The sequence below is a fragment of the Plantibacter sp. MCCC 1A11337 genome (assembly GCF_013349365.1).
Lineage (GTDB): Bacteria > Actinomycetota > Actinomycetes > Actinomycetales > Microbacteriaceae > Plantibacter > Plantibacter flavus_A.
The window spans coordinates 1,445,054-1,457,384 of the sequence record NZ_JABJWX010000001.1 but is presented as its reverse complement, the minus strand read 5'-3'; the positions used below and the strand labels follow the sequence as shown (position 1 = coordinate 1,457,384).

Genomic DNA, 12,331 nt, shown 5'->3' with positions numbered 1-12,331 from the left:
ACGTTACGCCTGGTGGCGGGCGATGATCGCCTCAGCGGTGTCGGTGCCCTTGCGGATCGCGCCGTCCACGTGCTGGTAGCCCTCGGCGGCGAGGTCGCTCGTCGACCAGAAGATCGGACCGACCGGCGTCGACTGCATGGCGCCGTAACGCGAGAGGCCGCCGAGGTCGAAGCTCGCCGCGTACGCGCCTCGCGTCCACTCCTCGCTGCCCCAGTCGCTCTCGTAGTAGACGACGGGGGAGAGGGCCTGCTCGCCGTAGTAGTGGGAGAGCGAGGTGAGGATCCGCTCGCGACGCTCCTCGGCGCTCAGCTTGAAGACCTCGTCGGCGCGCTCGTCCGAGACGAACCCGACGAGCGTGCCGCGCGGGTCCTCGTGGTTCGTGTTGTCGTAGGCCTCGTGGACGAGCTCGTACGGGCTGAACGCGGTGGCCGACAGGCCGTCCTCGCGCCAGAACGGCGTCTCGTACACGGCGTGGACCTTGATGACGAGCCCGAGCGACATGTGCTGGTGCATCTGGTGGCTGAGGCGCGGCAGCGGCGGCTGGAAGTCGATGCGGGAGTAGAGGTTCGGCGGAACGGCGACGATCGCGTACCGCGCGTTGACCGTCACACTGTCCGCCTCTGCCGAGACGCCGGTGTCGGACCACTCGAGGCGACGCACGGGCGAGGACAGGTGGACGTCGTCGCCGAGGGCCTCGGCGAGCTTGATCGGGACCTGCTGCAGGCCGCCGACGACGCGCTTGTCGAGGATGAAGTCGGCCTCGACGAGGTGGGTGAAGCTGCCCGCGGACGCCGCCATGAGGAGCGCCTGCAGGAGCGAGAAGGAGTGGGAGGGCTTCGTGAGCATCGCAGCGGCGATGAAGAGGGCGATGTTGTCGCGCGCCTCGACGTCGTCCGTCTGCTCGGCGAGCCAGGCGCTCCACGAGATGCGGTCGTACTCCTTCGCCCGGGCGTGCGCCCACGGCTCGGTGACGCCGACCTCCTCCACGAGCTCGTCGAGCAGGGCGATGAGCCGCTCCATCTCCGCTGCGGTCGACTCGGCGACGGGGAAGATGTCGCCCGTGAAGCGGGTGCGCACGCCCTCGGCATCGACGTAGACGCTGTCGCCCTCGCGGTAGCGGGAGTAGGTGTCGAGCCCGAGTTCTTCGAGCGTGGCGAGCAGCGCGGTCTGGTCGGGGGAGACCCACTGACCGCCCAGCTCGAGCATGGCTCCGTCGATGTGGTTCGTCCAGAGGCGACCACCGACGCGGTCGCGCGCCTCGAGGACGGCGACGGACAGGCCCGCCGCGCGGAGCTTGGTGGCGGCCGTGAGCCCGGAGGCCCCGGCGCCGATGATGACGACGTCGCGTTCGATAGCGCTCATGAGGTGTCTTCCTGTTCGTGGCCCTTCGACAAGCTCGGGGACCGGGGTGGTGCTCGGGACCGGGGTGGTGCTCGGGTGGTGCTCGGACCCGGCGCCGATAGTCGAGTATGGCGGATCCGGCGGTCGGATGGAACCGAGGATGGCGAGGTCGCCGGTCGGATCGGTGATCGACGACGGTTTCCGTTGTGCCGACCGAGGTGGATCAGCCGATGGGTGTCATGGTGTACTTCGTGTACAGGTACTCGTGGATGCCCTCGAGCCCGCCCTCGCGTCCGATGCCCGACTGCTTGACACCACCGAACGGTGCGGCGGCGTTCGAGATGACGCCGACGTTGAGGCCCATCATGCCGGTCTGCAGGCGGCCGATCATGCGCTGTCCGCGGGCGAGGTCGGTGGTGAACACGTAGGAGACGAGCCCGTACTCGGTGTCGTTCGCGAGCCGCACGGCCTCATCCTCGTCGTCGAACGGCACGATCGCGAGGACCGGGCCGAAGATCTCCTCGCGGAGGATGTCGGACCCCGGTACGACCCCGGTGACGACCGTCGGCTGGAAGAAGGTGCCCGGTCCGTCGACGGCCTCGCCGCCGGTGAGGACCTCGGCGCCGCGCTCGACGGCGTCGCCCACGAGGGTCTTCGCCTTCGTGACCGCGCGGTCGTCGATGAGCGGACCGATCGTCACGCCGTCCTCGGTGCCACGACCGATGCGGAACGCGTTCACCTTGTCGGTGACGCGCTTCGCGAACTCCTCCGCGACGTCGCGGTGGACGATGAAGCGGTTCGCCGCGGTGCACGCCTGTCCGATGTTGCGGAACTTGGCGGCCATCGCGCCCTCCACGGCCTTGTCGAGGTCGGCGTCCTCGAACACGACGAACGGGGCGTTGCCGCCGAGCTCCATCGAGGTGCGGAGGACGTTCTTCGCGGACTGCTCGATGAGCTTCTGACCGACGGCCGTCGATCCCGTGAAGCTCAGTTTGCGGAGCCGCGGGTCGGCGATGATCGGGCCGGAAACCGCGGAGGAGCTGGAGGTGGTGATGACGTTCACGACGCCTGCGGGGAGCCCGGCGTCCTCGAGCAGCTTCACGAAGTACAGGGTCGTGAGCGGGGTGAGCTCGGCGGGCTTGACGACGACCGTGCAGCCGGCTGCGAGCGCCGGGGCGATCTTGCGGGTCGCCATCGCGAGGGGGAAGTTCCACGGGGTGATGAGGAAGCACGGGCCGACGGGGTGCTGCGAGACGGTCATCATGCCGGTGCCCTCGGGGTTCGACCCGTAGCGTCCGGAGATGCGGACGGCCTCCTCGGAGAACCAGCGGAGGAACTCACCACCGTAGGTGACCTCGCCGTTCGCCTCGGCGAGCGGCTTGCCCATCTCGAGCGTCATGAGGAGGGCGAACTCCTCGCGACGCTCCTGGAGGAGGTCGAAGGCCTTCCGGAGGATGTTGGAGCGCGTGCGGGGAGCGGTCGCCGCCCACTCGTCCTGGGCTGCGACCGCGGCGTCGAGGGCCGCCGTGCCGTCGGCGACCGAGGCGTCCGCGATCGTCTTGATGACGTCGCCGGTGGACGGGTCGCTCACGTCGAGCGTCGCGCCCTCCGTCGCGTCGCGCCAGACGCCTCCGATGAACAGGCCGTTCGGGACCTTGGCGAGCAGATCGGTTTCACGTGCGTCGGTCATGGGTGGAGCTCCTTGGTGGTGTCGGTGCCGTCGGTCACAGTGTTTCAGCGTGCATGCCCCTCGACAAGCTCAGGGTCCGGGGTTGTGCTGCGGGGGCCGCCTCGGTCCCTGCCCTTCGACAGGCGGTTCCTGAGCTTGTCGAAGGGCGGGACCGGCGGGTGTGGTGTCAGTTCGCGGCGAGCGCCTCGAGGACGACGTCGAGTCCTTCGTCGAGCAGTTCGAGGGGGATGGTCAGTGGTGGGAGGAAGCGGACCACGTTGCCGTAGGTGCCGCAGGTCAGGACGATGACGCCGGCCTGGTGAGAGGCCTTCGCGACGCGTGCCGTGAGGGCGGCGTCGGGCTCGCCGGTGGCCGGGTCGACGAACTCGACCGCCATCATGGCGCCGCGCCCGCGGATGTCGCCGATGCGGGGGTCGGAGGTCTGCGCCGCGGTGAAGCGGTCGACGATGCGGGTTTCGATCGCCCGGGCCGAGGCGGCGAGGTCCTCCTCCTCGTACGCTTCGATCGCCGCCAGGGCGGCGACACAGGCGAGTGGATTGCCACCGTAGGTGCCGCCGAGCCCGCCGACGTGCGGGGCGTCCATGATCTCCGCGCGTCCGGTGACGGCGGAGAGGGGCAGGCCGCCCGCGATGCCCTTGGCGGTGATGATGAGGTCGGGCACGATGTCGAAGCGCTCGGACGCGAACATCGCACCCGTGCGGGCGAAGCCGGTCTGCACCTCGTCGGCGATGAAGACGACGTCGTTCGCGCGGGCCCAGTCGAGCAGGGCCGGCAGGAAGCCGTCCGCCGGGACGATGAAGCCGCCCTCGCCCTGGATGGGTTCGACGATGATCGCCGCGAGGTTGTCTGCGCCGATCTGCTTCTCGATCTGGGTGATCGCGCGCTGCGCCGCTTCGGGGCCGGTGAGCCCGCCGTCGCGGAAGGGGTAGGACAGCGGTGCGCGGTACACCTCGGAGGCGAAGGGACCGAAACCGCTCTTGTAGGGCATGGACTTCGCCGTCAGGGCCATCGTCAGGTTCGTGCGGCCGTGGTACGCGTGGTCGAAAGCGACGACCGCCTGCTTCTTCGTGTGGCTGCGGGCGATCTTCACCGCGTTCTCGACCGCTTCGGCGCCCGAGTTGAACAGTGCCGTCCGCTTGGCGTGGTCGCCGGGGATGAGGCGGTTGAGCGCCTCGGCGACCTCGACGTAGGAGTCGTAGGGGGTGATGGTGAAGCAGGTGTGGGTGAACTCCTGCAGCTGTCGCGTGACGGCCTCGACGACGCGCGGGTTGCTGTTGCCCACGCCGGTCACGGCGATGCCGGATCCGAGGTCGATCAGGGAGTTGCCGTCGACGTCGACGAGGACACCACCGCCCGCGCCGGCCGCGAACACCGGCATCGTCGTGCCGACGCCGGACGCGACCGCAGCGTGTTTCCGGGCCATGAGTTCCTCGGAGATCGGTCCGGGGATGGTGGTGACGAGGCGACGTTCCTGGGGGAGCGAGGGTCCGCCGAGGATGGAGGGTGCGGGGGCTGCGGTGCTGCTCGTCATCGGTACTCCTTCGGCTGCCGCGTCCGGCGGGGGCGCCGAGGTCGTCCGCGAGCAGTGCCACCAGGCTAGGCAGCGGTCCGCATCGGTACATTCGACAGTCTGTCCATACCAGCGGCTTCAGTTGGACGATCCGGCATCCCTGCGTAGACTCGCGCCATGGCACCGACGCTGCAGGACCTCCTCGACCACCGTGCGCTCGGCCTGAAGCTCGTGGTGGCAGGAACCGAGGGCGCCCTCGACCGCCAGGTCGCCTGGGTCTCCGGGTCGGACCTGCCGGACCCCACGCCCTTCCTCCTCGCCGACCAGGTGCTGCTCACGACGGGCACGCAGTTCGGGACCGCCGTGTCGACGACGCAGGTCGAGGCGTACGTCGCCCGCCTCGCCGACGCCGGTGTCGCCGGACTGGGGTTCGGTACCGAGGTGATCACGGCCGGGACACCGCCGGAACTCGCCGAGGCCTGCGCGGCGCACGGGATGCCGCTCGTCGAGGTCCCGTACCGCACGCCGTTCATCGCCGTCATCCGGTACGCGGCCGACCTCCTCACCGAGGCGGCTCGGGCGAGGGACGCCTGGGCACTGGGCGCCCAGCGCGCGATCGCGTTCGCCGCGCTCCGCCCCGACGCGACGGTCGCCGTCGTGACCGAACTCGCGCGGTCCCTCGGCGCCTGGGTCGTGCTCTTCGACGCGCACGCGACCCCGGTGGCGATCGCGGGCGACGGGCCCACCGCCGCTCCCGAGGCCGAGCGCCTCCTGGAGCGGGTGGCCGGCGAGGCCACCATGCTCCTGAGCCGCGGACAGCGTTCGGGGGCGACGCTCGCGAGCCGCACGCGGACGGTGTCGCTGCAGACCCTCGGCCGACGCGGCGACCTCCGGGGCGTGCTCGCCATCGCCGGGACCGACGGCCCGTTGGACGCCGCGGCCCAGAGCGTCGTGACCTCGGTCGTCGCCATCGCCGGGCTCACCCTCGAGCAGGGCGGCGCACTCGGACGGGCGGGGCGCTCGCTGCGCACCGGTGTCTGGCAGCTGCTCCGCGCCGGACAGACCACCGCGGCGCGCGAGGTCGCCGAACAGCTCGGCACGCCGTTGCCGAGCGGAGCGGTTCGTGTCGGCGTCTGCTCCGGGCCGACCGACGGGCGCGAGGCGCTCCTCACCGAGCTGGAACGGGCCGAGACGCTCGGTCCGGGTTCGCTCTTCGTCGCCGAGCAGGACGGACGGCCCGTCCTGCTTCTCGCAGCGGCTGAAGGGGACACCGAGACGGACGTCGATCGGGCGGTCGAGGCGGTGATCGCAGCGGCCCCCGCACGGCGGCTCGGACTCTCCCGATCCCTCGCGCTCGCCGATCTGCCGACGGGGATCGAGCAGGCGGTCTCCGCGCACGAGCACGCCGTCTCCGCAGGCGAGGCCGTCGTGCGGTTCGGGGCGCTCGCCGCGGCAGGGATGGCAGGGTTGCTCGACCCCGTCCGCGCCGCCGCCGTGGCCGAGGAACTGCTCGAGCCCGCGCTCCGCGTCGACCGCGAGGAGGGCTCCGACCTCGTGCCGAGCCTCCGCGGCTGGCTCGAGGCGAACGGCCAATGGGAGCCCGCCGCGCGGCGACTCGGGATCCATCGACACACGCTCCGCAACCGCATCACCCGGGTGGAACAGGTGCTCGGGCGACCGCTCGACACCTTCGCCGCTCGGGCCGAACTCTGGCTCGCGCTGGCCAGCCTGCCGGACGGGGATGCGTTGCGGTCCCGCGAGGCCGTTCTGTAGCCTCGACCGCACGGCGCGCGTGTGCTCCGTGGAACCACGAAGGGGGCGGCGCGCATGAGGATCCGAACGGTGGTCGCCCGGGTGCCGGTCACGATCGCCCTGGTGCTGGTCGTCCTCGTCGTGGGTGTCGTCGGGCGTGGCCTCTGGGAGTCGACGACGGCGCAACCGTGGTGGGACGCGGTCGCCTACGGCCTGCCAGCCTTCGAGGCCGGGCGCTGGTGGACTCCCGTCACCGGGACGTTCCTCGTCGTGGAGCCGTGGGCCTACGTGTTCGCGGTGATCGGGTTCGCCTGGGTCGGCCTGCTGGAGTGGTGGCGGGGATCGAAGGCCGCGCTCATCACCTTCGCCGCCGGTCAGCTCGTCGCCGTCCTCGCCACCGCCGGGTTCCTCTGGGCCGCGAGTCAACTGCCCTGGCCGTGGGCGACGAGCCTCGCCGGGATGCTCGACGTCGGTCCCTCCGGCGGGACGATGGCCTGCTTCGCCGCGTGCGTGTCGCTCTTCGCCTCTCCGTGGCGGCAGCGGGGCTGGATCATCGTCGCGTCCTACGCCGCGATCGGGGTCCTCTTCATCGGGTCGCTCGCGGACCTCGAGCACGCCTTCGCGGTGCTCTTCGTCCTCGCGGTGAACCGTTCCTTCCGCATCCAGCGGGCCAGTGTGCGCGAGCGCCGACTGCTCGCGTTCACGACGAGCGTGGCTCTCGGCGTCGTCCAGATCGTCGCCCTGCTCGTGCCGACCAACGGCCCGTTCGGCCCGACCGCTCCGGCGGAGGGCCCGTGGCTCGACGTCGCGATCGACACGGTCGTGATCATCCTGGTCGCCAACGGCCTGCGGCTCGGTCGTCGCTGGGCGTGGGTGCTGAGCGTCGTCTGGGCGATCCTCAACGTTCTGGTCGCGGTCCTGTACCTGGCGCTGTCGCCGCTCGATCCCGCCGACCTCCCGATCGACTGGGGCGACACCGACGTGTTCCTGGCGACGTCGGTGCTCTGGCTCGCCTTCCTCGTCTACCTCGTCGCGACCCGCAGCGCGTTCTCATCCCACCGACGCCGACAGCTCGGCGTCGGGCGCAAGCAGCAGCAGGACCTGCCGTCGGCGGACGACGCCCGCGCGCTCATCCGGACCGAAGGCGGCGGCTCGCTCTCCTGGATGGCCACGTGGGACGGCATGGAGTACTTCCGCACCTCGGTGGGCCTCGTGCCCTACCAGAAGCACGCCGGTGTCGCGATCGTGCTGGCCGACCCGCTCGGCCCACCGGATCACCTGCAGGCGAGCGTCGCGGAGTTCGTCCAGGCGGCCGAGCGCGACTCCCTCATCCCGTGCTTCTTCAGTTCCAGCCAGGGGACGAAGGACGCGCTGCCCGAGGGATGGCGCGACCTCATCATCGCGGACGACACGATCGTCGACCTTCCCGGTCTCGCGTTCACCGGCAAGGCCTGGTCGAACATCCGCACGGCGCTCAACAAGGCCGAGCGCGAGGGGATGGTCTTCCGGATGGGCACCTATGGCGCCGAGACGTGGGGCGTCCGACAGCAGATCCGTGCCATCTCCGAGGGCTGGGTCGGCGACAAGGGGCTGCCGGAGATGCGGTTCACCCTCGGGACCCTGCAGGAGGCCGACGACCCCGAGGTCCGTCTGGCACTCGCGATCTCGCCGGACGGCGACGTCGACGGCTTCCTCAGCTGGCTCCCGGTCTTCGGCCCCGACGGCGAGCACCGCGGATGGACGCTCGACCTCATGCGGCGCCGCGAGGAGGGCTTCGGTTCGGTCATGGAGTTCCTCATCGCCTCCTCGGCCAAGGTCTTCGCTGAGGAGGGAGCGCAGATCCTCTCGCTCTCGGGTGCGCCGCTCGCGCACCGGGTGGAGGACGACGAGGGCCGCATCGCGCACCTGCTGGGTCAGCTCAGCGGCATCCTGGAGCCCGTGTACGGCTTCTCGTCCCTCCACCGGTTCAAGCAGAAGTTCAACCCGCGATCGGAGCCGATCTACCTCCTGTACCGCGACGAGGGCGACCTCACGCGGATCGCGGCGGCGCTGACCCGTGCGTTCCTGCCGGACGCGACCCTCCGGCAGTTCGCCGGCGCCGGCATCGACATGCTCAAGCGCGACTGAGCGAGGCCTACCCCTCAGGCGGTGTCGCCGCCCGGGAGTCCCGCGGCGCCGAGGTGCGTCGCCCCGCGGGACCGCGCACGCTGCTCGGCGAGGGCGGCGGCGAACTCCGTCTCCCAGTCGGAAGCGACCTCGATGCCGAGGCGCCCGGCCTCCTCGATGGTCAGCTCCTTCGGGAAGCCGTTCGTGTCGGACAACCGGAACACGTCGTGTCCCGTCATGACCCGCCCGGCGTACCCCTGGACCATCTGGAGCCCTGCGCCCAGCGTGCGCCGGAACGACTGCTCCTCCTTGACGAGGACGGCGACGACCTCGTCGCGGGCGGCGGCCACCTCCGGGTAGTCGTCGGCGTACAACCCGGCGATGACGGGCACGATCTCGCCGAAGAAGTTCTCGTGCAGATCGAGCGAGAGCGCCAGCCTGATCGCCCGTCGGAGCAGTCGTCGCATGACGTAGCCCTGCTCCTTGTTCGACGGACGCACACCGTCGACCGCGAGAAAGGTCGCCCCGCGGAGGTGGTCGGCGATGATGCGCATGGCGGTGGTCTCGTCCTCGTAGCGTCTCCCGGTGAGCTCCTCGAGGCGCGCGACGATGGGCCAGAGCAGCGAGATGCGGAAGACGTCGTCGGAGTCGATCGACGCGGCGGCGATGCGTTCGAGGCCGCCGCCGAAGTCGACGTTGCGTCTGGCGAGTTCCTCGAACGAGCCGTCCTCGCGCCGTCGGTACTGCATGAACACCTGGTTGCCGATCTCCATGAACCGTCCGCCGTCGCTCGCGGGATGCGCGAGGCCGTACGACGGGTCCTGGTACTCGGGGCCGAAGTCGTAGAACACCTCGCTGTCGGGGCCGCACGGGTCGCCGATCGGGGTGCCCTCGAGTGACCCGCCGCGGGACCACCAGTTCTCGCCGCCGTCGTAGAAGAAGATCCGCTCACCGGGCCGCACCCCGCGGGCGTCGCCGTCGGCCTGGGAGCCGATCTCCGCGATCCCGTTGGAGACCCCGCGCTCGGCGAACACCGACGCCCAGATCGAGGCGGCCTCGTCGTCGCGCGGGATGCCGTTCGCGGGATCGCCGATGAAGCAGGTGACGGAGATCCGCTCCGGATCCAGTCCGACGATGTCGACCAGGAAGGTGAAGAACTGCCGGATCTGCGTCTCCTTGAAGTAGTCGCCGAGCGACCAGTTGCCGAGCATCTCGAAGAAGGTGGTGTGCCGGTTGTCGCCGACGTCCTCGATGTCCTGGGCCCGGACGCACGGCTGGCTGTCGGTCAACCGCCGTCCGTCGGGGTGATCCTCACCGAGGAGGTACGGCAGGAGCGCCTGCATCCCGCTGCCGTTGAAGAGGGTGCTCGTGTCGCCGCGCGGGACGAGCGGAGCCCGCTTGATCAACGCGTGGCCGTTCCGTTCGAGGAAGTCGAGGTAGGCGTTCCGGATGTCGTGGGCGTCCATGCCGACACGATTCCAGCTTTCCGGTCCGAGGGGAAGCCGCTGGGCGCGGCGACCCGACTCAGTCCGCGTCGTGGAGTGACCGCAGGGCGGTCACGACGTCGTCGTGCCAGCGGCGGGCCGCCGGGAGCACGCCGCCGAAGATCGGGGTGTCGTGCGTCGCGCCCAGGTACATCGTCCCGCTCGCGTCGACGCCGTCGGCCCGGAGCGCGGCGAGGTAGGACGCACCGTCACCGCGGAGGGGGTCGTACTCGGCCGTGAGGATCACGGCGCGGGGGAGGTCCGCGTGCGACCGGGCGAGGAGGGGCGACGCGTGCGGCTCCTTCGCCTGACGTCGGTCCAGGAGGTAGGTCTTCGCCACGGAGCGCAGTTCCTTGATCGCGAAGATCCTCGGGATGCCCATCTCCCGCACGGGACGGAGGTCGATGTGGCCGCCGGTGAGGTCCGTGACCGGCACCTCGAGCAGCTGGAGTCGGATGGGCAGCCGGCCGCGTTCACGGTTCGCGAGCGTGAGCGCCGCCGCGATGCTGCCGCCGGCGGACACCCCGGCGACGGCGATCCGCCCCGTGTCGATCCCGAGCGTCGTGGCCTGGGCGAACAGCCACTCGAGCGCCGCGTGGGCCTGTTCCAGCTGGGTCGGGTACCGGTGCTCGGGAGCGAGCGCGTAGTCGACGGCGGCGATGACCACGCCGGCGTCGGCCGCCCGACGACGGAACCCCGCGTCGGTCGTCGGGTAGTCGATCCCGCCGATGCGGAACGCCCCACCGAAGAAGGACAGGACCGCGGGCACCGCCTGGTCTCCGTTGGCCGTGGGCGGGTGATAGAGCCGGATCCGGACGTCGGGGAAGCCGGCGACCGGGATCGTGTGCTCCTCGATGCGCAGCTCCGGGCCCGGGACACCGACGGTCGCGAGCTCCTTCTTGTCCCAGTTCCGCGCGGCCTTGCGGTGCTGTGCGCGTGTCTTCTTGCGGCGGGGTGCGGCGGTGGTGGCCTTCGCCGTCGGGCTCGAGGGCTTCGCCTTCGGTCCGGTGGCCTTCGGGGAGGTCGCCTTCGGGTCCGCGGCGGGAGCGGGCTTCGGGCGCGCGACGGTGGTCGTCTTCGGCCGCAGGAAGAAGGCCTTCGCCTGCTCGAGTGCGGTCGAGATGAGGTAGGCGCGGTGCGTCCGCGCTCGTTCGACGAAGATCGGGTCGAGAGGCAAACGACTCACCTGCCTTGCTGCTCGGATGGGCGGATCCCAGCAGTCTAGGCGGGCTCGGCAGACGACGACCGTGGCTTGCCCGATCGATCCTTCCGCGCGGCTTCACCTCCTGTTCACCGGGAGGCCCGGCCCTGTTCGGGTGCCGCTCGTAGCGTGATCACACGTACGGCACACAGCAGTGCCCGCGTCGGTCACTCGCGGTTCCGCTCCACCGGAGCCACGCGCGGAGCGGGCGGGTGCATCGGTCCTTCTGAAAGGTACGTCCCAGCACATGAAGCTCTCCCTCACCCGCGTCGCTGCGCTCGGCGCCGCCGCCCTCCTCTCGATCGGCCTGGCCGCCTGCTCGAGCGCCAGCGCCACCGACACCGGTTCAGCCGCGGCCGGGACCTTCGCGGTCGACGACCAGACCCTCGTCTTCGGCGTCGTCCCCGACTCGGTCGACACGCAGACCAATTACCAGCCGCTCATGGACTACATCGCCCAGGAGACCGGCAAGAATGTCGAGTACCACGAGTCGACCGACTACGCGGCCCTCATCGAGGCGGCCGTCGCCGGCAAGATCGACGTCGCGTCCTTCTCCGGGTTCACCTACGTGACCGCGCTCAACAACGGGGCCAAGATCACGCCGATCTCGTCGATCATCACCGCCGAGGGGCAGGAGCCGGGCTACTACTCCGAGGCGATCGTCCCGAAGGACTCGTCGATCACCAAGATCGAGGAATTTAAGGGCAAGAAGGTCTGCTTCGTCGACCCGTCCTCGACGTCCGGGTACCTCTTCCCGAGCTACAACCTGCTCGAGGCCGGCATCGACCCCGAGAAGGACATCACCCCGGTCTTCGCCGGCAAGCACGACGTCTCGGTGACGAAGACCGCCGAGGGCGTCGAGTGCGAGGCGGGCTTCGCCGAGGACTCCGAGGTCGAGAAGAACGACGGCGTGAAGGTCATCGACCGCACGATGGTCCCCGGTGCGCCGATCGTCGAGTCCGACTCCCTGCCCGCCGACGTGAAGGAGAAGCTCGAGAAGGCCCTCTCCGAGGTCACGATCGACCAGATCATCGACTCCGGCGTGAAGAGCGCCGACAGCGACGCCTTCCGCGCGACCTTCTACGGCACCTCGCCGGTCGACGACGCGTACTACGACACCATCCGCGACATCTGCAAGAAGACCAACGCCAAGCAGTGCCAGGCCTGATCTGAGCACCGGCACCGCCCTTCGACAAGCGGTTCCTGAGCTTGTCGAAGGGCAGTGACCGGTGTTCCGGTTCCCGGTC

At 70.4% G+C, this 12,331-nt stretch carries 8 protein-coding genes; 3 read left to right on the top strand and 5 right to left on the bottom strand.

Features of this window, described 5'->3' with window-relative positions; translation table 11 throughout:
• Positions 1-3 precede the first annotated feature (3 nt).
• The 3 genes from HOW07_RS06705 to gabT all read right to left on the bottom strand — a co-directional run bounded on the left by HOW07_RS06705 (position 4) and on the right by gabT (position 4,562).
• Positions 4-1,362 carry an NAD(P)/FAD-dependent oxidoreductase gene (locus tag HOW07_RS06705; RefSeq protein ID WP_175116404.1) on the bottom strand — a complete coding sequence of 453 codons (1,359 nt, stop codon included), beginning with the start codon at positions 1,360-1,362 and terminating at the stop codon, positions 4-6.
• 202 nt (positions 1,363-1,564) lie between these two features.
• Complete coding sequence (locus HOW07_RS06700) at positions 1,565-3,031, bottom strand: NAD-dependent succinate-semialdehyde dehydrogenase (RefSeq protein WP_175116403.1); 1,467 nt, start codon at positions 3,029-3,031, stop codon at positions 1,565-1,567.
• Positions 3,032-3,197: 166 nt separating this feature from the next.
• Positions 3,198-4,562, bottom strand: a complete 1,365-nt coding sequence (gene gabT, locus HOW07_RS06695; RefSeq protein WP_175116402.1) for a 4-aminobutyrate--2-oxoglutarate transaminase — start codon at positions 4,560-4,562, stop codon at positions 3,198-3,200.
• A gap of 156 nt (positions 4,563-4,718) precedes the next feature.
• Here gabT and HOW07_RS06690 point away from each other — a divergent pair, with 156 nt between their 5' ends.
• On the top strand, positions 4,719-6,314 hold the full coding sequence (locus HOW07_RS06690; protein ID WP_175116401.1) for a PucR family transcriptional regulator: 1,596 nt from the start codon (positions 4,719-4,721) through the stop codon (positions 6,312-6,314).
• A gap of 54 nt (positions 6,315-6,368) precedes the next feature.
• Positions 6,369-8,420: a bifunctional lysylphosphatidylglycerol flippase/synthetase MprF gene (locus HOW07_RS06685; RefSeq protein WP_175116400.1), complete on the top strand. Its 2,052-nt coding sequence runs from the start codon at positions 6,369-6,371 to the stop codon at positions 8,418-8,420.
• Positions 8,421-8,434: 14 nt separating this feature from the next.
• On the opposite strand, the gene HOW07_RS06680 is transcribed toward HOW07_RS06685, so the two are convergent.
• Entirely contained in the window at positions 8,435-9,865 is a 1,431-nt protein-coding gene (locus tag HOW07_RS06680) for an alanine--tRNA ligase-related protein (protein ID WP_175116399.1), read from the bottom strand.
• A gap of 58 nt (positions 9,866-9,923) precedes the next feature.
• Positions 9,924-11,069: an alpha/beta hydrolase gene (locus tag HOW07_RS06675; protein ID WP_371743595.1), complete on the bottom strand. Its 1,146-nt coding sequence runs from the start codon at positions 11,067-11,069 to the stop codon at positions 9,924-9,926.
• 262 nt (positions 11,070-11,331) lie between these two features.
• Between HOW07_RS06675 and HOW07_RS06670 the strand changes: the two genes are divergently transcribed.
• Complete coding sequence (locus HOW07_RS06670; protein ID WP_175116398.1) at positions 11,332-12,252, top strand: phosphate/phosphite/phosphonate ABC transporter substrate-binding protein; 921 nt, start codon at positions 11,332-11,334, stop codon at positions 12,250-12,252.
• Positions 12,253-12,331 lie beyond the last annotated feature (79 nt).

Excerpts from the sequence above, each read along its gene's own strand:
- HOW07_RS06705 (WP_175116404.1), bottom strand. The coding sequence starts at position 1,362 with ATGAGCGCTATCGAACGCGACGTCGTCATCATCGGCGCCGGGGCCTCC.
- HOW07_RS06700 (WP_175116403.1), bottom strand. The coding sequence starts at position 3,031 with ATGACCGACGCACGTGAAACCGATCTGCTCGCCAAGGTCCCGAACGGC.
- gabT (WP_175116402.1), bottom strand. The coding sequence starts at position 4,562 with ATGACGAGCAGCACCGCAGCCCCCGCACCCTCCATCCTCGGCGGACCC.
- HOW07_RS06690 (WP_175116401.1), top strand. The coding sequence starts at position 4,719 with ATGGCACCGACGCTGCAGGACCTCCTCGACCACCGTGCGCTCGGCCTG.
- HOW07_RS06685 (WP_175116400.1), top strand. The coding sequence starts at position 6,369 with ATGAGGATCCGAACGGTGGTCGCCCGGGTGCCGGTCACGATCGCCCTG.
- HOW07_RS06680 (WP_175116399.1), bottom strand. The coding sequence starts at position 9,865 with ATGGACGCCCACGACATCCGGAACGCCTACCTCGACTTCCTCGAACGG.
- HOW07_RS06670 (WP_175116398.1), top strand. The coding sequence starts at position 11,332 with ATGAAGCTCTCCCTCACCCGCGTCGCTGCGCTCGGCGCCGCCGCCCTC.